Annotated in this window: 28 protein-coding genes and 1 riboswitch; of the genes, 11 read left to right on the top strand and 17 right to left on the bottom strand. The window is 68.7% G+C overall.

What is annotated here, in order from left to right; all coding sequences use genetic code 11:
* Positions 1-108 precede the first annotated feature (108 nt).
* From M9917_RS15140 to coxB, 11 genes are all read right to left on the bottom strand, one after another.
* Positions 109-708, bottom strand: a complete 600-nt coding sequence (locus M9917_RS15140; protein WP_297255007.1) for a GNAT family N-acetyltransferase — start codon at positions 706-708, stop codon at positions 109-111.
* A gap of 6 nt (positions 709-714) precedes the next feature.
* On the bottom strand, positions 715-2,016 hold the full coding sequence (locus M9917_RS15145) for a M16 family metallopeptidase (RefSeq protein ID WP_297255009.1): 1,302 nt from the start codon (positions 2,014-2,016) through the stop codon (positions 715-717).
* On the bottom strand, positions 2,013-3,428 hold the full coding sequence (thrC, locus tag M9917_RS15150; RefSeq protein ID WP_297255011.1) for a threonine synthase: 1,416 nt from the start codon (positions 3,426-3,428) through the stop codon (positions 2,013-2,015). Before thrC ends, M9917_RS15145 begins: the two co-directional genes overlap by 4 nt.
* Before the next feature lie 69 nt (positions 3,429-3,497).
* The gene (locus M9917_RS15155) at positions 3,498-4,250 is read right to left on the bottom strand and encodes an SURF1 family protein (protein WP_297255012.1); all 753 of its coding nucleotides are present in this window, start codon (positions 4,248-4,250) and stop codon (positions 3,498-3,500) included.
* Entirely contained in the window at positions 4,247-4,621 is a 375-nt protein-coding gene (locus tag M9917_RS15160; RefSeq protein ID WP_297255014.1) for a DUF983 domain-containing protein, read from the bottom strand. The genes M9917_RS15155 and M9917_RS15160 overlap by 4 nt, the downstream gene beginning before the upstream one ends.
* 69 nt (positions 4,622-4,690) lie before the next feature.
* Complete coding sequence (locus tag M9917_RS15165; RefSeq protein ID WP_297255016.1) at positions 4,691-5,554, bottom strand: cytochrome c oxidase subunit 3; 864 nt, start codon at positions 5,552-5,554, stop codon at positions 4,691-4,693.
* A 29-nt stretch (positions 5,555-5,583) separates the two neighbouring features.
* Positions 5,584-6,195, bottom strand: a complete 612-nt coding sequence (locus M9917_RS15170; RefSeq protein WP_297255018.1) for a cytochrome c oxidase assembly protein — start codon at positions 6,193-6,195, stop codon at positions 5,584-5,586.
* Complete coding sequence (locus M9917_RS15175) at positions 6,195-6,368, bottom strand: hypothetical protein (protein ID WP_297255020.1); 174 nt, start codon at positions 6,366-6,368, stop codon at positions 6,195-6,197. Before M9917_RS15175 ends, M9917_RS15170 begins: the two co-directional genes overlap by 1 nt.
* The gene (locus M9917_RS15180) at positions 6,365-7,309 is read right to left on the bottom strand and encodes a heme o synthase (protein ID WP_297255022.1); all 945 of its coding nucleotides are present in this window, start codon (positions 7,307-7,309) and stop codon (positions 6,365-6,367) included. The genes M9917_RS15175 and M9917_RS15180 overlap by 4 nt, the downstream gene beginning before the upstream one ends.
* Positions 7,310-7,409: 100 nt before the next feature.
* The gene (gene ctaD, locus M9917_RS15185) at positions 7,410-9,041 is read right to left on the bottom strand and encodes a cytochrome c oxidase subunit I (RefSeq protein ID WP_297255023.1); all 1,632 of its coding nucleotides are present in this window, start codon (positions 9,039-9,041) and stop codon (positions 7,410-7,412) included.
* A gap of 20 nt (positions 9,042-9,061) precedes the next feature.
* The gene (coxB, locus tag M9917_RS15190; protein WP_297255024.1) at positions 9,062-9,940 is read right to left on the bottom strand and encodes a cytochrome c oxidase subunit II; all 879 of its coding nucleotides are present in this window, start codon (positions 9,938-9,940) and stop codon (positions 9,062-9,064) included.
* Between the two features lie 359 nt (positions 9,941-10,299).
* Here coxB and M9917_RS15195 point away from each other — a divergent pair, with 359 nt between their 5' ends.
* The 7 genes from M9917_RS15195 (at position 10,300) to M9917_RS15225 (ending at position 17,594) form a co-directional block, all read left to right on the top strand.
* Positions 10,300-10,809, top strand: coding sequence for an invasion associated locus B family protein (locus M9917_RS15195; protein ID WP_297255026.1), 510 nt, complete (start codon positions 10,300-10,302; stop codon positions 10,807-10,809).
* Positions 10,806-11,417, top strand: coding sequence for a hypothetical protein (locus M9917_RS15200; protein ID WP_297255028.1), 612 nt, complete (start codon positions 10,806-10,808; stop codon positions 11,415-11,417). The genes M9917_RS15195 and M9917_RS15200 overlap by 4 nt, the downstream gene beginning before the upstream one ends.
* Before the next feature lie 73 nt (positions 11,418-11,490).
* A riboswitch (glycine riboswitch) is annotated at positions 11,491-11,587 on the top strand.
* 159 nt (positions 11,588-11,746) lie between these two features.
* On the top strand, positions 11,747-12,901 hold the full coding sequence (gcvT, locus tag M9917_RS15205; RefSeq protein WP_297255030.1) for a glycine cleavage system aminomethyltransferase GcvT: 1,155 nt from the start codon (positions 11,747-11,749) through the stop codon (positions 12,899-12,901).
* A gap of 49 nt (positions 12,902-12,950) precedes the next feature.
* Positions 12,951-13,325, top strand: a complete 375-nt coding sequence (gene gcvH, locus M9917_RS15210) for a glycine cleavage system protein GcvH (RefSeq protein ID WP_297255031.1) — start codon at positions 12,951-12,953, stop codon at positions 13,323-13,325.
* A gap of 46 nt (positions 13,326-13,371) precedes the next feature.
* Entirely contained in the window at positions 13,372-14,712 is a 1,341-nt protein-coding gene (gene gcvPA / locus M9917_RS15215; RefSeq protein ID WP_297255033.1) for an aminomethyl-transferring glycine dehydrogenase subunit GcvPA, read from the top strand.
* Positions 14,712-16,286: an aminomethyl-transferring glycine dehydrogenase subunit GcvPB gene (gcvPB, locus tag M9917_RS15220; protein ID WP_297255035.1), complete on the top strand. Its 1,575-nt coding sequence runs from the start codon at positions 14,712-14,714 to the stop codon at positions 16,284-16,286. The genes gcvPA and gcvPB overlap by 1 nt, the downstream gene beginning before the upstream one ends.
* An 81-nt stretch (positions 16,287-16,367) precedes the next feature.
* Entirely contained in the window at positions 16,368-17,594 is a 1,227-nt protein-coding gene (locus tag M9917_RS15225; protein WP_297255037.1) for a L,D-transpeptidase family protein, read from the top strand.
* Positions 17,595-17,727: 133 nt separating this feature from the next.
* Here the strand turns inward: M9917_RS15225 and M9917_RS15230 are convergent, their stop codons facing one another.
* From M9917_RS15230 to M9917_RS15250, 5 genes are all read right to left on the bottom strand, one after another.
* A complete protein-coding gene (locus tag M9917_RS15230) occupies positions 17,728-18,204 on the bottom strand; it encodes a F0F1 ATP synthase subunit B family protein (RefSeq protein ID WP_297255039.1) in 477 nt (158 codons plus the stop codon).
* Positions 18,205-18,215: 11 nt separating this feature from the next.
* Positions 18,216-18,827: a F0F1 ATP synthase subunit B family protein gene (locus M9917_RS15235; RefSeq protein WP_297255041.1), complete on the bottom strand. Its 612-nt coding sequence runs from the start codon at positions 18,825-18,827 to the stop codon at positions 18,216-18,218.
* A 90-nt stretch (positions 18,828-18,917) separates the two neighbouring features.
* Positions 18,918-19,145 carry a F0F1 ATP synthase subunit C gene (locus M9917_RS15240; RefSeq protein WP_297255043.1) on the bottom strand — a complete coding sequence of 76 codons (228 nt, stop codon included), beginning with the start codon at positions 19,143-19,145 and terminating at the stop codon, positions 18,918-18,920.
* A 64-nt stretch (positions 19,146-19,209) separates the two neighbouring features.
* On the bottom strand, positions 19,210-19,974 hold the full coding sequence (locus tag M9917_RS15245; RefSeq protein ID WP_297255045.1) for a F0F1 ATP synthase subunit A: 765 nt from the start codon (positions 19,972-19,974) through the stop codon (positions 19,210-19,212).
* A gap of 41 nt (positions 19,975-20,015) precedes the next feature.
* Complete coding sequence (locus M9917_RS15250; RefSeq protein ID WP_297255046.1) at positions 20,016-20,366, bottom strand: AtpZ/AtpI family protein; 351 nt, start codon at positions 20,364-20,366, stop codon at positions 20,016-20,018.
* A 348-nt stretch (positions 20,367-20,714) separates the two neighbouring features.
* Between M9917_RS15250 and M9917_RS15255 the strand changes: the two genes are divergently transcribed.
* A complete protein-coding gene (locus tag M9917_RS15255; RefSeq protein WP_297255048.1) occupies positions 20,715-21,326 on the top strand; it encodes a ribonuclease HII in 612 nt (203 codons plus the stop codon).
* A gap of 205 nt (positions 21,327-21,531) precedes the next feature.
* A complete protein-coding gene (locus M9917_RS15260; RefSeq protein WP_465246382.1) occupies positions 21,532-22,749 on the top strand; it encodes a DNA methyltransferase in 1,218 nt (405 codons plus the stop codon).
* Here the strand turns inward: M9917_RS15260 and mutY are convergent.
* Positions 22,724-23,827, bottom strand: a complete 1,104-nt coding sequence (gene mutY / locus M9917_RS15265) for an A/G-specific adenine glycosylase (RefSeq protein ID WP_465246399.1) — start codon at positions 23,825-23,827, stop codon at positions 22,724-22,726. The genes M9917_RS15260 and mutY overlap by 26 nt on opposite strands.
* Before the next feature lie 57 nt (positions 23,828-23,884).
* Between mutY and M9917_RS15270 the strand changes: the two genes are divergently transcribed.
* Both M9917_RS15270 and M9917_RS15275 read left to right on the top strand, forming a co-directional pair.
* The gene (locus M9917_RS15270; protein WP_465246383.1) at positions 23,885-24,382 is read left to right on the top strand and encodes a DUF721 domain-containing protein; all 498 of its coding nucleotides are present in this window, start codon (positions 23,885-23,887) and stop codon (positions 24,380-24,382) included.
* A 91-nt stretch (positions 24,383-24,473) separates the two neighbouring features.
* Positions 24,474-25,094 carry a DsbA family protein gene (locus tag M9917_RS15275; protein WP_297255054.1) on the top strand — a complete coding sequence of 207 codons (621 nt, stop codon included), beginning with the start codon at positions 24,474-24,476 and terminating at the stop codon, positions 25,092-25,094.
* Positions 25,095-25,107 lie beyond the last annotated feature (13 nt).

Below are 25,107 nucleotides of genomic sequence, written 5' to 3' on the forward strand. Positions count from 1 at the left end.
TGTGCTCGGCTATCAGGCGGGAGGCGGTGATGCGGTGTTCGCTGAGAAGCCCTACCGGCCGCTCGTGGCGAGGGCAAGGCCGGGCGAGGCCGTGGTCGACCGCCGCGGTCACGGCCTCGCTCCGGGCAGCGTGTCGCTGGAGAGCACGGCATAGAGCAGGTGATCGGCCCAGTTGCCGTCGATCCTGAGATAGGCGCGCGCCAGCCCCTCGCTCCGGAAGCCGACCCGCTCGAGCAGCCGCCGCGACGGCTGGTTATGCGGCAGGCAGGCCGCCTCGACGCGATGCAGGGCGAGGTCGGAAAAGGCGAAGCGCACGGCCCCGCGCACGGCTTCCGTCATATGGCCCTTGCCGGCATGGCGCTGCCCCATCCAGTAGCCGAGCGTTGAGGCCTGCGCGACGCCGCGCCGGATCAGCCCGAGCGTCAGCCCGACGAGGAGCGCGTCGGTGTGCGCGTCGAAGATGAAGAGCGAGTAGGCTTCGTCGGCTGCGATCTCGCGCTCCGCGCGCTTGGCGCGCAGGCGGAACGAGGCGCGCGTCAGGTCGTCCTCGTTCCAGCTCGGCTCCCAGGGCGTCAGGAACGCCCGGCTTTCCGTGCGCAGCGCCGCCCAGGCCGTATGGTCGCCGGCCTGGGGCGCGCGCAGATAGAGGTTTTGCGTCCGGATCAGCGGGCGGCTCGGCGGCTCGCTCGGGAAACGGAACAGCGCCATCGCGGCTCAATCCGCGGCCCGTGTCGCCTGGCGCAGGCGCTTGGCCGGCGGCAGGCCGTGGACCGGGCCGACGGCCGCGATCGTCGGCTGGTGGCCGAGCAGCGAGCGGCCGGCGGCGCGCACGTCCTCGAGCGTCACGGCATCGAGCCGCGCGGCGAGCTCCTCGCGCGGGATCGCCCGGTTAAACAGCAGCACCTGCCGCGCCATCTGCTCCAGCTTGCCGCCGGGGCTTTCCAGCGAAGCCAGGAGCCCGACCTTCATCTGGGCGCGGGCGCGGGCGACCTCGACCTCGCTGACGTCCTCCGCCGCCTGCCTGAGGCAGCCGAGCGCGACCTCGATCAGCTCGCCGGCATCCTCCGGCGCGGTGCCGGCCCCGATGCCGAAGACGCCGCAATCGGAGAAGGGCCAGTGGAAGGCGTCGATGGCATAGGCGAGGCCGCGCTGCTCGCGCACCTCCTGGAACAGCCGCGACGACAGCCCGCCGCCGAGCACGGAAGCGAAGATCTGGAGCGGGTAATGCGCGCCCTGCGCGAAGGGCAGGCCGGGCAGGCCGAGGACGAGGTGGACCTGCTCCTCGTCGCTGCCGATCCGCGCCTCGCCGCCGCGATAGGCGCCGGTCTCGCGGATGAAGGGCTCGGCCGGTTTAGCCGGCAGCGTCGACAGGTGCTCGCGGGCGAGCGCGACGAGCTCCTCATGGTCGACGGCGCCCGACGCCGCGAGCACGATGTTGCCGGCGTGATAATGCCGCGCGAGATAGGCGCGGATCGCGGCCGGGGTGAAGCCTTTCACCGTCTTGGCGGTGCCGAGGATCGGCCGGCCGATCGGCTGGTCCGGGAAGGCCGCCTGCAGGAAGCGGTCATAGACGAGGTCGTCCGGCGTGTCCTGCACCGCCGAGATTTCCTGCAGGATCACGCCCTTCTCGCGCTTCAGTTCCTCGCCGGTCAGGGAAGGGGAGGTGACGATGTCGGCGAGGATGTCGACGGCGAGGCCGAGATCCGAGCCGAGCACGCGGGCGGTGTAGCAGGTATATTCGACGCTTGTCGCGGCATTGAGATCGCCGCCGACGCTTTCGATCTCCTCGGCGATCTGGAGCGCGCTGCGCTTGCCCGTGCCCTTGAACGCCATGTGCTCGAGCAGATGGGCGAGCCCGTGCTCGTTCGGCAATTCGTCGCGCGCGCCGGCCCCGATCCACAGGCCGAGCGAGACGGTCGCGGCATGGTCCATGCGCTGCGAGACGATGCGCAGACCCGACGGCAGCGTGGTCAGCGCCACGTCGGGGTCGTGCAGCCCTTGCGGTCCGGCGTTCACGCCGCCGCTCCGCGCACCGCTCGCGCATGCTGGCGCACGAAGGCCTCGACCTTGCCAAGATCGTTCGGCAACAGCGTCAGGCGCTCCTTGCGCTCCATCAGGTCGCTGAGATGGGCCGGCAGCGCGGGCGTGACCCCGCTCGCCGCCTTCACCGCCGCCGGGAACTTGGCCGGATGGGCCGTGCCGAGCACGATCATCGGCGTGGCGGGATCGCGCTTCAGCGCCCGCCGGGCGGCGCCGACGCCGATCGCGGTATGCGGATCGATGAGATAGCCGGCCTCGGTCCAGCATCTCGTGATCTCGGCCGAGACCTCGTCCTCGCCGAGCGCCGCGGCGTCGAACTCGCCGCGGATGCGGGCGAGTGGCTCCTCCGCGATCGCGAAGCGGCCCGATTGCTGGAGCGACTGCATCAGCCGGCGGACGGTGGCGCCGTCGCGGCCATGCGCCTCGAACAGCAGCCGCTCGAAATTAGAGGAGATCTGGATGTCCATCGAGGGCGAGGTCGTCGCCGCCACGCCGCGCATCTCATAGGCGCCGGTTTGAAGCGTGCGCGCCAGGATGTCGTTGCTGTTGGTCGCGATGATCAGCCGCTCGATCGGCAGCCCCATGCGCTTGGCGACCCAGCCGGCGAGGATATCGCCGAAATTGCCGGTGGGCACGCTGAAGGAGACCCGGCGGCCCGGCCCGCCGAGCGAGACCGCAGCCGTGAAATAATACACGACCTGCGCGGCGATGCGCGCCCAGTTGATCGAGTTGACGCCCGACAGCCCGAGCTCGTCGCGGAAGGCGTGATGGTTGAACATCGCCTTCACCAGGTTCTGGCAGTCGTCGAAGGTGCCCTCGACCGCGATGGCGTGGACATTGTCCGCTGCGACCGTCGTCATCTGCCGGCGCTGCACCTCGGAGACGCGCCCCTCGGGGTAGAGGATGAAGACATCGACGCTCTTCAGCCCCTTGAAGGCGTCGATCGCCGCCCCGCCGGTATCGCCCGAGGTCGCGCCGACGATGGTGGCGCGCTGGCCGCGCTGGCCGAGCACATGGTCCATCAGCCGCCCGAGCAGCTGCATCGCCACGTCCTTGAAGGCGAGCGTCGGGCCGTGGAACAGCTCGAGCACGAAGAGATTGTCGCCGATCTGCGTCAGCGGGCAGACGGCCGGATGGCGGAAGCCGGCATAGGCATCGCGGACCATGCCGGAAAGCGCCGCGCTTTCGATATCGCCGTCGCTGAGCAGCCCGAGCACGCGCTCGGCGACCGCCGCATAGGGCCTGCCGGCGAAACCGGCGATCTCCGCGGCTGAAAGCGCAGGCCAGCTCTCGGGCAGGTAGAGCCCGCCGTCGCGGGCAAGCCCCGCCAGGAGCGCGTCGGAAAAGCTGAGCGCCGGGGCTTCCCCCCGGGTGGAGACATGCAGCACGGTCGTGGCCTCGATAGTCTTTCCCGATGCTATAGGCCGCTCCGGCGCATTCGGCAAAACCGTCGGGCGTCAGTGCGCGGCCGGGCCCCGCCGCGCCTGCCACGCGAAGGCCGCGAACACGCCGATGAGCGTCAGCGCCAGCCCGAACCAGGTCAGCGCATATTGCAGGTGGTTGTCGGGCACGCGCGCGATCAGCTCGCCGACATCGACGCCGGCCGGCGGCGTCAGCCCGTCGCCCTCGCGGGCGGCCTCCAGATAGAACGGCGCCGGCGGCTGGCCGAGCGCGGCGGCGATCGCGGCTGGATCGCGCGTGTAGAATTCGCGGATCGCCGGCAGGTCCTCGGGCGTGAAGCTGTTGCGCGCCTCCGGCGCCCGCAGGAAGCCGGTGACGGTGTCGGCGCCGCTCAACGGGCCGATCTGGCCGAGCCGCTCTTCCGGCACGAAGCCGCGATTGACGAGGATGACGCCGCCATCCTCCAGCCGGAAAGCCTGGAAGATCCAGCGCCCGAAGCCGGAAAGCCCGCGCGAGCCGGGCGGGCCGGCGCCGATCGTGGTGCGCACGCCGGCGATCTTGTCGTCGATATAACGGCCCTTCGCCACGACATGGGCGAGATCGAGCGCGGCGGCATCGAGCTTTCCCCAGTCGGAGCTGGGCGGCATCGGGGCCGGCGCGCCCGCTGCCTCGCGCTGCAGGCGTTCGAGATAGGCGTGCTTCTCGCCCATCCGCTGAAGCTGCCAGATGCCGAGCCCGCACAGGATGAGCACTCCGATGATGGTCGCGAGCGTCGGCAGCAGCAATCCGGGCTTGCGGGTGGCGGTCACGTCTGGCGCCTGCCTTCCTCGGCCTTGTTGGCATATTGCAGCGCGATCGCCAGCCCCTTCATCGGCCTGAGCAGGCCAAGGCTGAGAACGAGCGCCAGCGGCAGCCACATCAGCATGTGCAGCCAGATCGGCGGCTCATAGGCGATCTCGACGTAAAGCGCCAGGCCCAGCACGATGAAGCCGGCGATCAGCATGATGAAGACCGCCGGGCCATCGGCCGAATCGGCGAAGGCGTAATCGAGCCCGCAGGCGCTGCATCGAGGCTTGAGCTTGAGGAAGCCGTCGAACAGCCGGCCTTCGCCGCAGCGCGGGCAGCGCCCGGAAAGCCCCGTCGACCAGGGCGGGGCAGGGGTGGGTTCAGGACCGGCCATGACAGCCTCCGAAGCAGGAAAGGCGGCCTCACGGCCGCCTTTCGTCAGGTGATAGCGGCGGGTGCGGCTTCAGTGCCCGGCGCCCACATGCGCACCGGCGCCCCAGACGTAGATCGCGAAGAACAGGAACAGCCAGACCACGTCGACGAAGTGCCAGTACCAGGCGGCGAACTCGAAGCCGAGATGCTGGTCCGGCTTGAAGTGGCCGAGATAGGCACGGTAAAGACAGACGGTCAGGAAGATCGTGCCGATCAGGACGTGAAAGCCGTGGAAGCCCGTCGCCATGAAGAAGGTGGCGCCATAGATGTTGCCGCTGAAGCCGAAGGTGGCGTGCGAGTACTCGTAAATCTGGCAGATCGTGAACAGCGTGCCGAGGATCACGGTCAGCCACAGGCCCTGCTTCAGCCCGGCGCGATCGTTGTTGATCAGGGCGTGATGCGCCCAGGTCACGGTCGTGCCCGAGGTCAGCAGGATCAGCGTGTTGAGCAGCGGCAGGTGCCAGGGATCGAAGGTCTCGATGCCCTTCGGCGGCCAGTGCCCGCCGGTGAAGTCGTAGCGGAGGAAGTTGATCTCCTCGCCGGCGAAGAGGCTCGCGTCGAAATAGGCCCAGAACCAGGCGACGAAGAACATCACCTCGGAGGCGATGAACATGATCATGCCGTAGCGGTGATGGAGCTGGACGACGCGGGTGTGGTGGCCTTCCTTCTCGGCCTCGCGCACCACGTCCATCCACCAGGAGAGCATGGTGTAGAGCACGCCGATCACGCCCGTCCCGAAGACCAGCGGGCCGATATGCATACCGCCCAGCGGCAGCGCCTTCATCCACATCACCGCGCCGATCGCCATGATCGTCGCGCTCGCCGCGCCGACGAGCGGCCACGGGCTCGGATCGACGAGGTGGTAGTCGTGGTGCTTCGTATGGGCCCCGGCCATCGTGTTCAGTCTCCGCCTACGGCTTTTTTCTACAGTTTCGGATTGCCCGCGTCACCCTCGAGCGCGCTTGCCTTGTCCTCCGTCACGGGCTGGCCCGATTTGGAGGCGAAATAGGTGTAGGACAGCGTGATGGCGTGCAGCCCGTCGAGCTCGCGGTTCTGCGCGATCTCCGGGTCGATATAGAACACCACCGGCGCCTCGAAGCTCTCGCCGGGTTTCAGCGTGTGCTCCGTGAAGCAGAAACACTGGATCTTGACGAAATAGGCCGCGCCCTGCGCGGGGGCGACGTTGTAGGTCGCGATGCCCGTCACCGTGCGCTGCGAGCGATTGGTGATCTTGTAGAACACGGTCTCGGTCGCGCCGACATGGACCGTGGTCTCGGGGCTCTCGGCCTCGAAGGTCCAGCCGAGCCCCGGCGCGACATTGGCGTCGAAGCGCACGGCGACCGTCCGGTCGAGGATCTTGCCGGCGGCGGCCGTGCCGACGATCGGCCTGCCGCCGAAGCCGGTGACCTTGCAGAACAGGTCGTAGAGCGGCACCGCCGCGAAGGAGGCGCCGAGCATGCCGCAGGCGACGCCGACGCAGATCAGCGCGGTGCGCGCCGGGTTGCCTCGCGGTGCCGGGGGGACGGGGCCGGCCATCACAGCGGCCGGTTCAGGATCGCGGGGCCGGTCTTCACCAGCGTCACCACGAAGAAGAAGATCACGAGCCCGCCCAGCACCAGCGCCAGCGCGACGGAGCGGCGGCGGCGGCGCGCCATGTCCTCGGGCGAGAACGGGGCGGGGGCGGCTCCCTGCTGGCGCGGCTCGCTCATCCGATCAGCCTCGGAAGCGGCCACATCAGGTTAAGCCCGTTCTCGACGAGCAGAACGGCGAAGAGCAGGAACAGATAGATGATCGAGAAGCCGAACAGCGACCAGCAGGCCTTGATCGCGGCCGGACCCTCGCTGCGCAGCCAGACGCGCAGCGAAAGCGCGATCATGACGAGGCCCGTCGTCACCGAGACGGCGAGATAGAGCATGCCGCCGAAGCCCATCAGCGCCGGCAGCACCGCGACCGGGGCCATGACCAGCGAATAGAGCACGATCTGCCGCCGCGTCGCGGCGGGGCCTGCGACATTCGGCATCATCGGGATGCCGGCGCGGGCGTAGTCGGCGGATTTCACCAGCGCCAGCGCCCAGAAATGCGGCGGCGTCCACAGGAAGATGATCGAAAACAGCACCAGCGAATGCCAGCCGAGGTTGCCGGTCACCACCGCCTCGCCGATCATCGGCGGGAAGGCGCCGGCGGCGCCGCCGATCACGATGTTCTGCGGCGTCCAGCGCTTCAGCCACATCGAATAGACGACGGCGTAGAAGAAGATGGTGAAGGCGAGCAGCGCCGCCGAAAGCGCGTTGGCGACAAGCCCCAGAACCAGCACCGAGCCGACCGACAGCGTCAGCCCGAAGGCCAGCGCCTCCGAGGGCAGGATGCGGCCCGACGGGATCGGCCGCCTAGCGGTGCGGCTCATCAGCGCGTCGATATCGGCGTCGTACCACATGTTGAGGCAGCCCGACGCGCCGGCCCCGACCGCGATCGCCATCAGCGCGGCAAGCCCGATCACCGGGTGCACGAAGCCCGGCGCGGTCGCCATGCCGGTCAGCGCCGTCACCACGACCAGCGACATCACGCGTGGCTTCAGCAGCGCGAAGAAGTCGCGCGCCTCGCCGGTGGAGGCGGTCAGGCTCTGGGTGCTGGTCTCGAATGCGGCGGACATCGGTCGGGTTGTCTTCGTACTCTGGTGGGCGCGCCCCTCGGGGCGCGTGGCGTGGTCGCAGGCGGCGGGCCGGACGAGGCCCGCCGCCCCATGTTCAGTCTCAGTGGTTCGAGCCGGTGATGCGCGGCAGCGTCTCGAACTGGTGGAAGGGCGGCGGCGAGGACAGCGTCCATTCCAGCGTCGTCGCGCCTTCGCCCCACGGATTGTCCCCGGCGAGTTCCTTGCGGCTGAAGGCGACGATGATGCCGTAGAGCCAGACCAGAAGGCCGAGGGCAAAGATGTAGGAGCCGATCGACGACCAGAAATGCCAGCCGGCGAAGGCGTCCGGATAGTCCACATAGTGACGCGGCATGCCGGCGAGCCCGAGGAAATGCTGCGGGAAGAACAGGAGGTTCGCGCCGATGAAGGCGAACCAGAAATGCAGCTTGGCGACGCCGTCCGGCAGCACGTAGCCGCTCATCTTCGGGAACCAGTAGTAGAAGCCGGCGAAGATGCCGAACACGGCGCCCAGCGACAGCACATAGTGGAAATGCGCGATCACGTAATAGGTCGCGTGCAGCGAGCGATCGACGCCGGCATTGGCCAGAACCACGCCGGTGACGCCGCCGACCGTGAACACGAAGATGAAGCCGATCGCCCAGATCATCGGCCCGGTGAAGCGGATCGAGCCGCCCCACATCGTCGCGATCCAGGAGAAGATCTTGATGCCGGTCGGCACCGCGATCACCATCGTCGCGAACACGAAGTAACGCTGCGTGTTGAGCGAGAGCCCGGCCGTGAACATGTGGTGCGCCCAGACGATGAAGCCGACCACGCCGATCGCCACCATCGCATAGGCCATGCCGAGATAGCCGAAGATCGGCTTCTTCGAGAAGGTCGAGACGATGTGGCTGATGATGCCGAAGGCCGGCAGGATCATGATGTAGACTTCCGGGTGCCCGAAGAACCAGAACAGGTGCTGGTAGAGGATCGGGTCGCCGCCGCCGGCAGGATCGAAGAAGGTCGTGCCGAAATTGCGGTCGGTCAGCAGCATGGTGATCGCGCCCGCCAAGACCGGCAGCGTCAGCAGCAGCAGGAAGGCGGTGACCAGCACGCCCCAGGCGAAGAGCGGCATGCGGTGCATGGTCATGCCCGGCGCGCGCATGTTCAGGATCGTGGTGATGAAGTTGATCGCCCCCAGGATCGAGGAGGCGCCGGCCAGATGCAGCGACAGGATGCCGAAATCGACCGAGGGGCCGGGATGGCCGGCGGTGGCGAAGGGCGGATAGACCGTCCAGCCGGTGCCGACGCCGTGAGCGCCCGGCGCGCCCTCGGCGAACATCGAGATCACCATCAGCACGAAGGCGGCCACGAGCAGCCAGAACGAGATGTTGTTCATGCGCGGGAAGGCCATGTCCGGCGCGCCGATCATCAGCGGCACGAACCAGTTGCCGAAGCCGCCGATCAGCGCCGGCATCACCATGAAGAAGATCATGATCAGGCCGTGGCCGGTGACCACGACGTTGTAGCTCTGGCCGTTGGCGAAGAGCTGCACGCCCGGATACATCATCTCGATGCGGATCAGGATCGAGAGGAAGCCGCCGACGAAGCCCGCCATGATCGCGAAGATCAGGTAGAGCGTGCCGATGTCCTTGTGGTTGGTCGACAGGAGCCACCGGCGCCATCCGGTCGGGTGGTCGTGATGGGCCTCGTCGTGATGGTGGCCGTGCGCGTGCGGAGCCGCTGTTGCCATCGTTGTTCTCCTCAGGCGACTTACTTGGACGCGGCGGCGAGCTTGCCGCCGGCGTCTTCTGCATTGGCGAATTCCTTCTTCGCCTCGGCGAGCCAGGCAGCGTAGCGCTCCTCGCTGACGACGCGGAAGGCGATCGGCATGAAGGCGTGTTCCTGGCCGCAGACGAAGGAGCACTGGCCGTAATAGATGCCCTCCCGCGTGGCCTTGAACCAGGTCTCGTTCAGGCGGCCGGGGATGGCGTCGATCTTGATGCCGAAGGACGGCACGGTGAACTTGTGGATGACGTCCGAGCTCGTGACCTGGACGCGCACGATCTTGTCGACCGGCACGACCACCTCGTTGTTGACGGCGAGCAGGCGCGGCGCCTCGGCCTCGGTGATCTTCTTGGATGCGATCGCCTTGGCGCGCTCCTCCTCGTTCAGCATCAGCGAATCGAAGCTGAAGCCGCCGCTCTCCTTCGGATACTCGTAGGACCAGCGCCACTGGTTGCCGGTGACCTTCAGGGTCAGGTCGGACGGCGGCACCTCGAGCTGGAGCCTGAGCAGGCGGAAGGAGGGAATCGCGATGACGACGAGGATCAGCACCGGGATCACGGTCCAGATCACCTCGATCACCGCGTTGTGCGTGGTCTTGGAGGGGACCGGGTTCGCCTTCGCGTTGAAGCGGAACATGACATAGGCGAGCAGCACGAGCACGAACAGCGTGACCGCGACCATGAGGCCGTTCAGCCAGTCATGGAACCAGTGGATGTATTCGGCGACCGGGGTGGCGGCGCCCTGCAGGTTGATCTGCCAGTCAGAGGGCATGCCGGTGCCGGCGATCGCCGGAACTGTCGCCAGCGCGGCGACGGCAAGGGCCGTGGCGGCCGCTGTTGCAAAGGTCCTGCTCAGAAATCGCATCGATCCCACATGCTCCTCAATCGACCTGCACGGGAGCCGGCCGGCTTACGTCCTTGTCGCGGCCCCATGCACGAAGGGGCGACCGTGAAGTCGCCTCGTTCTTCGTGATTGCGATAAATCAAAGATCACGCTTGCGCCAGAGGGGCAATGAGGACGGCCCCCATGCGCCGTGCGGCATAATCGCGCGAGCCCGCGGCGCCCCTGCCGGGCGCCCGTCCGCCTTGACACGGCCGGGAGCGCATGGTCCCAACGCGTTTCATGTTGAGAGGTGGCGGGATTCTCTGGCGCGGTCGGCGTTTTGCCTGAATTCTGCGCTCCTGCTGTGGGTTCGTTCAAGTCCGGTCTGGAGGATGGCAGGGATGCTGAGGATCATCGGAGCGGCCGGCGCGCTCGCGCTGGCGCTGATGGCGACGAGCCTCGCCGCCGGCTCCGCCCTCGCGCAGGGCGCGGTGCGTTCGACGCATGGCGACTGGCAGATGCGCTGCGAGGTGCCGCCGGGCGCCAAGACGGAGCAGTGCGCCCTCGTCCAGAACGTCGCGGCCGAGGACCGGCCGAATCTGACGCTGCTCGTCATCGTGCTGAAGACGGCGGATCAGAAGAGCAGGCTCCTGCGCGTCGTCGCGCCGCTGGGCGTGCTGCTGCCGTCCGGCCTCGGCCTCAAGATCGACGACAAGGACATCGGCCGCGCCGGCTTCGTGCGCTGCCTGACCACCGGTTGCGTTGCCGAGGTCGTCATGGACGACACCCTGCTCGGCCAGCTCAAGGGCGGCAAGAGCGCGACCTTCATCGTATTCCAGACGCCGGAGGAGGGGGTGGGCGTGCCCGTCTCGCTCGACGGCTTCGGCCCGGGCGTGGAGGCGCTGCCGTGATCGACCAGACTCTGACCGCGGGCCGCTGGCTCGCCTTGCCGCTGATCTGCCTCGGGCTTTCCGGCTGCGGCTCCTCCCAGCCGGGGGAGCAGGGCTCGATGAGCACGCTGAGCAACATCGTCATGTTCCAGTCCACCACGCCTCCGCCGGCGGACCAGTTGCCGAAGGACGACGACCAGGAAGCGCCGCTGTTCTGCCCCGAGGTCATCATTTCCGAAGGCGGCGCCGCGACCCGCGCCCAGTCGGGCCAGGATTCGGGCGGCCTGCACTATCAGGTCTCGATCACCAATGTGGCGCGCGAATGCACCGCGACCGGCAACGGCGGCTTCCGCGTCAAGATCGGCGTCGAGGGCCGCGTGCTGCTCGGCCCGGCCGGGCGCCCCGGCAGCTACGGCGCCACGCTGACCACCACCGTGACGCGCGGGACGGGCGTCGTCGCGCGGCGCAGCGCGCGCGTCGGCGGCACGATTCCCGCCGGGCAGGCGGGCGTCGACTTCACCCATATCGAGGAGGGCATCATGGTACCGGCCGGCCAGGGTGATGTCGAGATCTTCGTCGGCCTCGGCGGTGGCGGGCCCGCCACCGCCGCCCGTCGGCGCGGGCGGTGAGGCGTTTGCCATGTGAAAGACGCCGGCGTGCCGATTGACTAAGCCGGCGCGTCTTGTATCTGTGCCCAAGCCGCATATCCCCGCGGGAGAGACCGGACCGATCCGTCGGAACCGGCGCCGAAGGCGCAACCGCCCCGGAAACGCTCAGGCAAAAGGGCCGCAGGGGATTTGGCGCTCTGGAAAGCGGCGGGCAGCGATGGCCGCCCACCGAAGGGTGTAACCCGTCGCGGCTTCGTGCCGGCGGGGAAATCTCTCAGGTCCCGAGACAGAGGGGGCGCGTCCCGGACATTTCGTCCGGGGCTGGCGCACGACTCTGGGAGGGGCATGCCATGGCTGCCGAGGCCACCACCGACACCGCCGGCGCGCCCGCGCCGCTGAAGACGCCGCTTCACGCCCGCCACGTCGCGCTCGGCGCCCGCATGGTGCCCTTCGCCGGCTACGACATGCCGGTGCAGTACCCGTCGGGTATCCTGGCCGAGCACAACTGGACGCGGGAGAAGGCCGGTCTCTTCGACGTCTCGCATATGGGCCAGTGCTTCCTGGTCGGCCCCGGCCACGAAGCCACGGCGAGAGCCCTCGAGGCGCTGATTCCCGCCGACATCGTCAATCTCGCCCCCGGCAAGCAGCGCTATTCGCAGCTCCTCAACGAGGAGGGCGGCATCCTCGACGATCTGATGGTGACGCGCTCGATCGAGCCCGACGAGGACGGCGCGCTCTTTCTCGTCGTCAACGCCGCCTGCAAGGAGGCCGACTACGCCCATATCGAGGCGCGCCTGCCGGCCGATGTGAAGCTGATCCGCGCCGAGCATCGCGGCCTGATCGCGCTGCAGGGGCCGGGCGCGGAGGCCGCGCTTTCGGCGCTCGCGCCGGAGGCCGCCGCGATGGGCTTCATGACCGCGCGCAGCATGAAGGTCGCCGGCGTCAAGGCCAATGTCAGCCGCTCCGGCTATACCGGCGAGGACGGCTACGAGATTTCCGCCGCCGCCAGCCGGATCGGCGAGATCTGGGACACGCTGCTGCTCGACGCCGCCGTCAAGCCGATCGGGCTCGGTGCCCGTGATTCGCTGCGGCTGGAAGCAGGGCTTTGCCTCTACGGCCACGACATCGACGCCTCGACCTCGCCGATCGAGGCCGGCCTCAACTGGTCGATCCAGAAGCGCCGCCGCGAGGAGGGCGGTTTTCCGGGCGCCGCGCGCATCCAGCGCGAGCTCGCCGAGGGTGTCTCGCGCATCCGCGTCGGCCTGAAGCCCGAGGGCCGGGCGCCGGCCCGCGAGGGCACCGAGATCGCCACGCCCGAGGGCGAGGTGATCGGCGTCGTCACCTCCGGCGGCTTCGGCCCGACGCTGAACGGCCCCTGCGCCATGGGCTATGTCGCCCCGGCCCATGCCGCGCCGGGGACCGCGCTCAATCTCATCGTGCGCGGCAAGCCGCTGCCGGCCGTCGTGGCGCCGATGCCCTTCGTGCCGAGCGGCTACAGGCGCTGAACCCCTTTCCAGACATCGCCCGCCAGACATCGCCCGCCAGGAGGACACCATGGCCGAGACCCGTTACAGCAAGGACCACGAATATATCCGCATCGAGGGTGACCTCGGCACCATCGGCATCTCCGACTATGCCCAGTCCCAGCTCGGAGACGTCGTCTTCGTCGAGCTGCCGGTGGTGGGCAAGGCGCTGGCCAAGGGCGGCGAGGCCGCCGTGGTCGAGAGCGTCAAGGCCGCGTCCGAGGTCTATGCCCCGGTCTCCGGCGAGGTCGTCGAGGTCAACGGCGAGCTCGAGGCGGCGCCCGGCACCGTCAACGAGGACCCGGCCGGCAAGGGCTGGTTCCTCAAGCTCAGGATCAAGGATGCCTCCGAGCTCGACGCGCTGATGAGCGAGGCCGAGTACCAGAACTACGTCAAGTCGCTCTGAGGGCGTGACGTCGCAGAAGGCCGCTGAGAGCACGACAGGAACCCCCATGCGCTATCTTCCGCTCACCGAGACCGATCGCGAGGACATGCTCGCGCGCATCGGCGTCTCCGATATCGATGCGCTGTTCAGCGACGTGCCGGCCGGCAAGCTCCTGAAGGCCCCGCTCGACCTGCCGCGCGCCAAGGGCGAGCTCGAGGTCGAGCGCATCCTCGGGCGCATGGCGGGGAAGAACATCGCCGCCTCCGCCGTGCCCTTCTTCGTCGGCGCCGGCGCTTACAAGCACCATGTCCCGGCGACGGTGGACCATCTGATCCAGCGCTCGGAATTCCTGACGAGCTACACGCCCTACCAGCCCGAGATCGCGCAGGGCACGCTGCAATATCTCTTCGAGTTCCAGACCCAGGTCGCGGCGCTGACCGGCATGGAGGTCGCCAACGCCTCGATGTATGACGGCTCGACCGGCACGGGCGAGGCGGTGCTGATGGCGCACCGCGTCACCCGGCGCCGCAAGGCCGTGCTCTCCGGCGGGCTGCACCCGCACTACGCCGCGGTGGTCGAAACCCTCTCCGAGATGGCGAACGACGAGGTCGTGGCGCTTGAAGCCGACGTCACGGGCAGCGAGGACATCCTCTCGCAGATCGACGACAGCGTCTCCTGCGTCGTCGTGCAGTCGCCCGACGTCTTCGGCAATCTGCGCGACCTGAAGCCGATCGCCGAGAAGGCCCATGCCCATGGCGCGCTGCTGATCGCGGTCTTCACCGAGGTCGTCTCGCTGGGCGCCGTGACGCCGCCGGGCGCGCAGGACGCCGACATCGTCGTCGGAGAAGGCCAGTCGATCGGCAACGCGCTGAATTTCGGCGGCCCCTATGTCGGCCTCTTCGCCGCCAAGTCGAAATATATCCGCCAGATGCCGGGAAGGCTCTGCGGCGAGACGGTCGATTCGGCCGGCCAGCGCGGCTTCGTGCTGACGCTCTCGACGCGCGAGCAGCATATCCGCCGCGACAAGGCGACCTCGAACATCTGCACCAATTCCGGTCTCTGCGTGCTGGCCTTCACCATCCACATGACGCTGCTCGGGCAGGCCGGTCTTACCCGCCTCGCCGAGGTGAACCACGCCAACGCCGTGAAGCTCGCCGACCTCATCGCGGGGGTGAAGGGCGTCTCGGTCCTCAACGAGAGCTTCTTCAACGAGTTCACGGTGAAGCTGCCGAAGCCCGCCGCCGCGGTGGTCGAGGCTTTGGCCGGGAAGGGCGTGCTCGGCGGCGTGCCGGTCTCGCGGCTGATGCCGGATGCCGGGCTCGACGACCTGCTGCTCGTCGCCGCGACCGAAGTGAATAGCGATGACGACCGGGCGGCCTTCGCCAAGGCGCTTTCGGAGGTGCTGTGATGCTGAACCGTCAGGGACGTCCCACCCAGGCCGGCGAGGCGGTTCGTGAGGACCGCGCCACCTTCACCGGCAACAAGGCCCTCCAGCAGATCGAGCCGCTGATCTTCGAGATCGGCCACGACGAGGCGACCGGGGTCGATATCGACAAGCCCGCCCCGTTCAGGTCGCGGCTGGGCCAGCATGCCCGCCAAGGCGAGATCGGCCTGCCCGGCCTCTCCGAGCCCGAGGCGATGCGCCACTATGTCCGCCTCAGCCAGAAGAACTACGGCATCGACACCGGGCTGTTCCCGCTCGGCTCCTGCACGATGAAGCACAATGCCCGCCTCAACGAGAAGATGGCGCGGCTGCCGGGCTTTGCCGACGTGCACCCGCTCCAGCCGCTCTCGAGCGTGCCCGGCGCGCTCGCGCTGATGCTGGAGCTCGCCCGCTACCTGATGACGCTGACCGGCATGCCGGCCGTGGCGCTTTCCCCCAAGGCCGGCGCCCATGGCGAGGCCTGCGGCATGATGGCGATCAAGGCGGCGATTGCGGCCAAGGGGGAGGGCGCCACCCGCAACGTCGTGCTGGTGCCCGAATCGGCGCACGGCACCAATCCGGCGACCGCCGCCTTGATCGGCTTCTCGGTGAAGGCCGTGCCGGCGAGGCCCGACGGCACCGTCGCGGTCGCGGACGTGAAGGCCCTGCTCGGGCCGGACATCGCCGCGATCATGCTGACCAACCCGAACACCTGCGGCATCTTCGAGCCCGAGATCGTCGAGATCGCCGCGGCGATGCACGAGGCCGGCGCCTATTTCTACTGCGACGGCGCCAATTTCAACGCCATCGTCGGCAAGGCGCGCCCTGGCGACCTCGGCGTCGACGCCATGCACATCAACCTGCACAAGACCTTCTCGACGCCCCATGGCGGCGGCGGTCCGGGCGCCGGCCCGGTCGTGCTGTCGCAGCGGCTCGCGCCCTTCGCGCCCGTGCCCTTCATCCATGTCGAGGCGGATGGCAGCCCGCGTCTGGTCGAGACGCGCGAGGAGGCGCCCGCCGGCAACAAGCCCTTCGGCCGCATCACCGCCTTCCACGGCCAGATGGGCATGTATGTCCGCGCGCTCGCCTATATGCTCAGCCACGGCTCGGACGGCATGCGCCAGGCGTCGGAGGACGCGGTGCTGAATGCCAACTATATCCGCGCCGGCCTCTCCGACCTGATGTCGCTGCCCTTCCCGGACCACCCCTCGATGCACGAGGTGCTGTTCGACGACGACTGGCTCAAGGGCACCGGCGTCTCGACGCTCGATTTCGCCAAGGCGATGATCGACGAGGGCTACCATCCGATGACGGTGTATTTCCCGCTCGTCGTCCATGGCGCCATGCTGATCGAGCCGACCGAGTCGGAATCGAAGGCGACGCTCGACCTCTTCATCGCCACGCTGCGCGACCTCGCCATGGCCGCCAAGGGCAACGACAAGGAGCGCTTCACCGGCGCCCCGCATCACGCCCCGATCCGCCGTCTCGACGAGACCCGCGCCGCGCGCCAGCCCGTGCTGAAATGGGAGAAGCCGGCCCCGGCCGAGGCGGCGGAATAACACCGCCGGCGATCTTAAGCCTTCCTTGACCATGTCGGGGAATGATGTCCCGGTGCCGCTCCGCGCGGCCCGGGGGTTTTGATGTCAGTGCGTTCCTCCATCCTTGCTGCTGCGGCCGCTCTCCTCCTGGCCTCGACGGCGCTCGTGCGTGCGAACGAGCCGAGCTACGGCCCGAACACCTATGACCGCACGCTCGAGGCGCTGATCGCCCATGAGGACATCGCCAATCGCGGTGGTTGGCCGAAGGTGCCGGCGGGCGCGACCGCGCTGAAGCCGGATTCGCAAGGGCCGGACGTCACCGCGCTGAAGCAGCGCCTCGTCGCCGGCGGCGATCTCGCGCCCGAGGCGGTGGACGGCGATGTCTATGATGCCGCCGTGACCGAGGCGGTGAAGCGCTTCCAGCGCCGCCACGGCCTGTCGGATCTCGGCACGGTCGGGCGGCTCACCCTGAAGGCGATGAACACGCCGGTCGAGGCACGCCTCAACCAGCTCACCGCCACGCTGGAGCGCCTCAAGGGCAACGGCTTCAACTTCGCCAGCCGCTATGTCGTGGTGAACATCCCCGGCGCCAGCGTCGAGGCGGTCGAGAACGGCACGGTCCGTGAGCGCCATCTCGCCATCGTCGGCCGGCCGGACCGGCCCTCGCCGGTGATCCAGGCCAACATCACCTCGGTCAACCTCAACCCCTACTGGACGGTGCCGATGTCGATCGTGAAGGCCGACATCATCCCGCATATGCGCAAGGATCCAGGCTTCATCGCCAAGTCGAACATGAAGCTGCTGGGCGCCGAGAACAAGGAGATCGACCCGGCGAGCGTCAACTGGTCCGGCCTGACGAACCCCTATTTCTACGTCCGGCAGGAGCCGGGGCCGACCAACTCGCTCGGCCAGCTCAAGATCGACATGCCCAACAGCGATGCGGTCTATATGCACGACACGCCGAAGAAGAGCCTGTTCCGCAACGATGTGCGGTTCAACTCCTCCGGCTGCGCCCGCATCGAGGGCGTGCGCGACCTCGCCGCCTGGCTACTGGAAGGCTCGGAATGGACGCGGTCAGCGATCGAGGACGAGATCGCCAAGGGCGAGCGCAAGAACATCGCGCTGAAGAAGCCGGTGCCGGTCGCCTGGGTCTATCTCACCGGCTGGCAGGGGGCGGACGGGCAGGTCCAGTTCCGCGACGACATCTACGGGCTCGACACGCCGCAGGGCATCGTCACCTCGACGATCCAGCCGCGCAAGCCCAAGCCGAAGGCGGCGGCCCTCCCGCCGGCGCGCCCGGCCGCAGCGCCGGTGACGGCGAGCAACTGATCCGGCTTCGAGCAAGCCCGCCCTTCGTCATTCCGGGTTCGCCCTGCGGGCGCCCCGGAATGACGAGCTTCGGAAGCAAAAACGCCGCGCTCGCAAGAGCGCGGCGTCGAACCTTGCGGCGATCGGCTAAGCCTCAGTTGAGCTTGGCCTTGACCTCGCTGAGCCCGGCGGCGAAGGCGGCTTCGCCCGCCTTGCCGGCCATCTGGCCGCGCAGGATGGTCTCGGCTGCCCTGGTGGCGGCTTCGGCCGCCGCGGCGCGGACATCGGCCTCGGCCTGGCTTTCGGCCTGGGCGATCTTCTCCTCGGCCGCCTTGGTGCGGCGGGCGACGAAGTCCGCGAGCTTGGCCTCGGCTTCGCCCGCGAGGCGCTCGGCCTCCTCCTTGGCGGAGGCGATGATCCCGGCGGCCTCGGCCTCGGCGGCCTTGCGCTTGGCGTCGTATTCGGCGAGCAGCTTCTCGGCCTCCTGGCGCAGGCGGCGGGCTTCCGCCAGCTCCTGCGCGACCTTCTCGCCGCGGGCGTCGAGCGCCTTCACGATCGCGCCCGGCACGCCGAACTTGACCAGGATGGCGAGGAAGATGACGAGCGCGACGCCGACCCAGAACGTATCCATCCGAACTCTCCTCAGCCCTTCGCCAGGGCCTGGTCGACAGCCGCCGCCGCCTCTCCGGCCTTGGGAGCCTGCCCGGTCAGCTTGGTGACGATCGCCGCGGCGACATCGCTGCCGAGATCGCGCACATTGCCCATCGCGTCGGACTTGGTCCTGGCGATGGTCGCCTCGGCCTCGGCGAGCTTGGCGGCGAGATCCGCCTCGGTGGCGTGGCGCTTGACGTCGCTGGCCTTGGCGCCGGCTTCGCGCGCGCTCTGGGCGATGCCCTGGGCGTTCTTGCGGGCCTCGGCCAGGGCCTTCTCATAGGCTTGCGCCATCTCCTCGGCCTTGGCCTGCATCTGGCTTGCGTGGTCGAGGTCGCGGCCGATCGTGCTCGCCCGCTCCTCCATGATGGAGCCGAGCCGCGGCAGCGCGATCCTGGACATCAGCCAGTACAGCGCGCCGAAGCAGAGCGCGAGCCAGAACAGGTTGCTGGCGAAATGCGCGGGGTCGAAGGGCGGAAAGGACGATTTCTCGCCGGTCAGACCCGGCGTGGACGCTTCAGCCGCTCCCGCCAGCAGAGCGGCGAACGAGCCGACAGCCAGCGGCCATCCTTGTCGCGCGAACCCTGAAGATCGAACCGGCATGGCGAGCCTTTCAGCGCTTAAGACTTGGAAACCGCCGCGCGCGGGCCGGGATGGCCGCGACGCGCGACGAGGAGCGGCCGACGAAAAGCGTCAGACCACGAAGAGCAGCACGAGCGCGACGACGAAGGCGAAGATGCCCAGGCCTTCGGCGAGCGCCGCGCCGATGAAGGCGCGCGGGAACTGGCCGTCCGAGGCGGAGGGGTTGCGCAGCGCGCCCGAGAGGAAGTTGCCGAAGATGGTGCCGACGCCGATGGCGGCGAGGCCCATGCCGAGCGAGGCGAGGCCGGCGCCGATGAACTTGGCTGCAACAGGATCCATGGTCTTTCTCCAGTGTGGAAGGTTTTGACGGGTGGGATGAACTCTCGCGCGCGTTGCGCGGCCTTCAGTGGCCGGGATGCAGCGCGTCGTTGAGATAGACGCAGGTCAGGATCGCGAAGACGTAAGCCTGCAGGACGGCGACCAGGACCTCGAGCGCGGTCAGCGCGACCGCCAGCAAGAGCGGCAGCGGCGCGATGGCGTAGTTCAGCACGGCGCCGGAGCCCAGCAGCACGACGACGAAGCCGCCGAAGACCTTGAGCGCGATATGGCCGGCGAGCATGTTGCCGAAGAGACGAAGCGAGAGCGAGACCGGCCGCGAAAGGAACGAGACCGTCTCGATCAGCACCATGAAGGGCAGGAGCCAGCCGGGCACGCCGGACGGCACGAACAGGCCGAAGAAATGGCTACCATGCTTCATCACGCCGTAGACCACCACGATCGAGATGACGAGCAGCGCCAGCGCGGCGGTGACGATGATCTGGCTGGTGACGGTGAAGGAACCGGGAAGCAGGCCGAGCAGGTTCGAGGCCAGCACGAACATGAACAGCGAGAACACGAACGGGAAGAACCGCAGGCCGTCCTTGCCCATCACGCCCGTCATGGTCGCGGCCACGAATTCATAGGCCATCTCGGCGAGCGATTGCAGCCGGCCGGGAACGACCGCCCGCTGGCTCGAGCCATAGATCATGATCGCGGAGATGACGCCGATGACGATCACCATCCACAACGAGGTGTTGGTGAAGGACAAATCGAGGCCGAACGGCTTCAGCTCCACGATGGGAGCGATGTGGAATTGGTGGATCGGATCGATTCCGCCGCCGGCCGCCATGTCTCGTTCCTCGTCGCGCGGCCGGGAGGGCCGCCTTTCGATCAATGCGTCTCCGGCCCGCCCTTCGACCCTGAGGTCGGACGCGAACCGAGCCGATAGACGGCCTTCAGGCCGGCGATGGTTCCGATCACCACGAAGGCGATCAGCAGGAACGGGGACGTTCCCAGCCACCGGTCGCCGAGGTACCCGATCAGGGCGCCCGCGATGATGCCGCCTGCGAGATCCGTCGCGGCGCGAAAGCCCGAGGACATCGCGCCCGCGAGCGCCTTGTCCTCTCCAGCCGGACCCGCGCCCGGCTTATCGTTCGCCTCGGCCCGCTGGATCGCGGACTTCAGGGAACCCAGTCTTGCGCGCAACTCCGGGTCTGAGGCGTTTGGGTCGGGTTCGGACATGGTCTTTGGCCTCCGTCTCGACCGCGTTTACGCCGCGATCCGGCGAAAAACCACTATAACCACGACCAAACCCGCGCATCGAGCCGTCGTCAGCACGGCCTCCTTTATTGGCAGCCCCCCGCGCTGTCAAGGCAGGTGGATAATGCTTAATTCATTGAAATATATGATAATTCTGGCAAGGTGCGACATTCTTGCCGCATTGCGGCAGCGAATGTGGCATTTTTTCAGCGGCGCCGGTGCATTTTGGCGCCTTCCGGGCGCGCTTCGCCGCCGGTCGCCGCGCCGATGGCGGTGGAGCGCGCCGATGCCGCTCTGGCCCCCCGCCGGAGGATGCTGCATAAGCGCGTCATGCCCGCCGATTTCAGCCGCGAAACGCTCGCCATCGCCGCCGGCCGCTGGCCGCTCGCCGGCATCGACGAGGCCGGGCGCGGGCCGCTCGCGGGGCCCGTGGTGGCGGCCGCCGTGATCCTCGATCCCGAGCGCGTGCCGGCCGGGCTCGACGATTCGAAGAAGCTGCCGGCGGCGATCCGCGAGGAGCTCTACGGCGAGATCATGGAGCGCGCGCTGGCGGTCTCGGTCGCCAGCGCCACGGCGGCCGAGATCGACGGCGTCAATATCCGCCAGGCGACGCTCAGGGCCATGTGCCGGGCCGCGGCGGCGCTGCCGCTCGCGCCTTTGCATGTGCTGGTCGACGGCAACGATCCCCCGGCGCTGGCCTGCGGCTGCGAGGCGATCATCCAGGGTGACGGGCAGATCGCCTCCATCGCCGCCGCCTCGATCGTCGCCAAGGTGACGCGCGACCGGATGATGGCGCGGCTGTGCCGGCGCTACCCGGCCTATGGCTTCTCCGCCCATGCCGGCTATGCGACGCCGCAGCACCGCCGCGCCATCGCCGAGCACGGCCCCTGCCCGGAGCATCGCTATTCCTTCGCGCCGGTGAAGGGCGTCTGGTTCCGGTAGGGCGGCATCCCGCAGGCCGCGCGCATGCTGCCGCAACGGCACGTCCGTAACCTTAATCGCCGTTAGGAATTTCCGTTCATTGCCAATGGGCTAGGCAAAAATTGCAGCCCCAGAATGGGACGCATTTTTTTTACAGCGGAAACCCGGCCTTTACCCTGACTGACCAATATCGCGCTCGTTGAAGTTGCGTAGCGGTCTTTGCGTCATGGGTATCTCGCGTACCGGGACCGCCAGTGCTCCCGTCCGGATTCAGGTTTCGCGTACCGGACGGCCTGCGCTGGGGGCCCGGATGAAGGCCAAGGGCCTTCCCAAACACAGCCTTGCCGATCATAGCGGCACAGCCGCGGAGCTGCCGCTCGACCAGATTCTGGTCGGCGATTGCGTCGCGGCGATGAACGCCCTGCCGCCGGCGAGCGTCGACCTGATCTTCGCCGATCCGCCCTATAATCTCCAGCTCGGCGGCGATCTGCGCCGGCCCGACGACAGCCTCGTCGATGCCGTCGACGACGACTGGGACAAGTTCGCCTCCTTCTCCGATTACGACGCCTTCACCCGCGACTGGCTCACGGCGGCGCGCCGCCTGCTCAAGCCCGACGGGGCGCTGTGGGTGATCGGCAGCTACCACAATATCTTCCGCGTCGGCGCGACGTTGCAGGATCTCGGCTTCTGGATGCTGAACGACATCGTCTGGCGCAAGGCCAACCCGATGCCGAACTTCCGCGGCCGGCGCTTCACCAACGCGCATGAGACGCTGATCTGGGCGGCACGCGGCGAAACCTCCAGATACACCTTCCATTACGAGGCGCTGAAGGGCGGCAACGACGACCTCCAGATGCGCTCGGACTGGTATCTGCCGCTCTGCACCGGCGAGGAGCGCCTGAAGGACGCCGGCGGCGCCAAGGTGCACCCGACGCAGAAGCCGGAAGCCCTGCTCGCCCGCGTGCTGCTCTCGGCCTCGAACCCCGGCGACGTCATCCTCGACCCGTTCTTCGGCACGGGCACGACCGGCGCCGTCGCCAAGGCGCTCGGCCGCCGCTTCATCGGCCTCGAGCGCGATCCGGTTTATGCGAAGGCTGCGCGTCAGCGCATCGCGGCGGTGACGCCGCTTGCGCCGGAAGCCTTCTCCGTCGCCCCCTCGAAGCGCAGCGAGCCGCGCGTGCCGTTCCTCAGCCTGGTCGAGGCCGGGCTGGTCAGGGCGGGCGAGACAGTCCACGACGAGAAGCGCCGCCACAAGGCGACGGTGCGCGCCGACGGCACGCTGATCCTCGGGCCCGCGGTCGGCTCGATCCACAAGATCGGCGCGCTGGCGCAGGGCCTGCCGGCCTGCAACGGCTGGACCTTCTGGCATGTCGAGCGCAAGGGCGGGCTGACGGTCCTCGACGCGCTGCGCGGCGAGATCAGGGCGCGGATGGCGGCGGCCTGAGCGCCGCCAATCCGGCTTCGACCACCTTCCGCATCAGGCTCGGCAGCGGTTCCTCGCCAAGCTCCGCCATGGGCGTGAAGCGCATGCCCCTCGGCGCCTGCGTGGCGACAGGCGCCTGCCCGACCAGCACCGACAATTCCAGTGGGAAATGCGTGAAGACGTGCCGCACCGGCTGCGCCAGCCTTTGCCAGCGCAAGGGCAGGGGCGCGTCCTGCGCGGCGCCGTCGAGCGCGTAATCGGCGCGCCATTCGCTGGTCGGCACCTCGGCCATGCCGCCGAGCAGGCCCTTGGCGGGGCGCGTGCGCAGCAGGAGCGCGCCATCCGCCCGCGCCAGCACGAAGGCGGCGCCGTAGCGCGTCGCCCCCGCCTTCTTCGGCGCCTTGCGCGGAAAGCTCTCCTGCGTGCCGGCTTTCCGCGCCCGGCAGGGCTCGCGCCAGGGGCAAAGCCCGCAGGCGGGGTTGCGCGGGGTGCAGATCGTGGCGCCGAGATCCATCAGGGCTTGAGCGAAATCGCCCGGCCGGTCCTGCGGCATCAGGCCCAGCACGCGCTCGCGGACCAGCGGCCGGGCGCCCGGCAGCTCGTCCTCGATCGCGAAGAGGCGGGTCATGACGCGCTCGACATTGCCGTCGACGGCCGCCGCCGGCCGGTCGAAGGCGATCGCCGCGACGGCCCCGGCCGTATAGGCGCCGATGCCCGGCAGGGCGCGTAACGCCTCCTCGGTATCGGGAAAGCGGCCGCGATGCTCCGCCATCACCACCCTGGCGCAGGCGTGGAGATTGCGGGCGCGCGAATAATAGCCGAGCCCGGCCCAGGCCTGCATGACCGCCTCGGACGGCGCCTCGGCCAGCGCCTTCACGGTCGGGAAGCGGGCCATGAAGCGCTCGTAATAAGGCTTCACCGCCCCGACCGTGGTCTGCTGCAGCATGATCTCGGAGGCCCAGACGCGGTAGGGATCGGGCCGCTCGCCCGCCCTTGCGCGCCAGGGCAGCGCGCGGCGGTGGCGGTCGTACCAGGCGAGAAGCTCGGCGGCGCGGGCCTTGGGCGTCATGTCCGCCGATGTAGCGCAGCCGGCCGCCATCGCAAGCGTCTTGATGTCCCGCTTGCGGGCTGCGGCGCCTGCGCCCACAATGAAATCATGTCCGCCAAACCGCTCGCCGAGCTGATCGACGACTGCATCGCACCCGTGCTCGCCGCGCAGGGTTTCGCGGGGCGCGCCATCATCACGCTCTGGCCGGAGATCGTGGGCGAGCGGCTGGCGGCGCGCTCGCACCCGCTCAGGATCGATTGGCCGCGCCGCCGGCCGGCGCCGGGCGAGCCGTCGGAGCCGGCGACGATGGTGGTGCGCGTCGAGGGCGCCTTCGCGCTCGAGATGCAGCAGCTCGGGCCGCTCGTGGTCGAGCGCGTCAACACCCATCTCGGCTGGCGCGCCGTCGGCAGGCTCGTGCTCAAGCAGGGCCCGGTCGCCGTGCCGCCCGCGCCGAAGCCGGTGCCTGAGCTCGACCAGGAGGCTGCGGTACGCGTCGCGGCGCAGGTTTCCGGCGTCGTGGACGAGCGCCTGCGCCAGGCGCTCGCCCGGCTCGGCCGGGCGGTGGCGCTCGAGGCGCAGGCGCGCGCCGACGACACGGCTTCGTGAGCGGCGTGCCGCGCGGCGCGATCTGCTCTTGCCACAATCGCGATGGTCACTATAGCTCCAACCGGTTTCGACCTTCCGAGGATCCTTCACGATGACGAACAGGCGACAGCTCCTGACCGGCGCAGCCGGCATCGCCGCCGCCGCGCTTGGCCTGGCCCCCGCCGCGCGCGCCCAGACCAAGCTGCCCGATGCCGGCCCGCTCGGCGATGTCTGGCTCGGCTCGCCCGATGCCAAGGTCACCATCGTCGAATATGCTTCGCTGACCTGCTCGCACTGCGCGCATTTCCACGCCACGGCCTGGCCGGAGTTGAAGAGGAAATATATCGATACCGGCAAGGTGCGCTTCGCCCTGCGCGAATTCCCGCTCGATCCGCTGGCGACGGCCGGTTTCATGCTCGCCCGCTGCAACGGCAACGACAAGTTCTATCCGATGACCGATCTCTTGTTCGCGCAGCAGAAGAACTGGGCCTTCGTCGAGAAGCCGGTCGATGCGCTGTCGGCGCTGGTGAAGCAGGCCGGTTTCACGCAGGATTCCTTCGAGGCCTGCCTGAAGCGGCAGGACATCTACGACGCCGTCACGGTGGTGAAGGATGGCGGGGCCAAGGTCGGCGTGGATTCGACGCCGACATTTTTCGTCAACGGGCAGAAATATTCCGGTGCGCTCTCGATCGAAGAGTTCGACAAGATCCTGGAGCCGCTCCTCGGCAAGTGAGGGGTTGCGTCCG

The sequence above is a fragment of the Bosea sp. (in: a-proteobacteria) genome (assembly GCF_023953965.1).
In the GTDB taxonomy this organism is placed as follows: domain Bacteria; phylum Pseudomonadota; class Alphaproteobacteria; order Rhizobiales; family Beijerinckiaceae; genus Allobosea.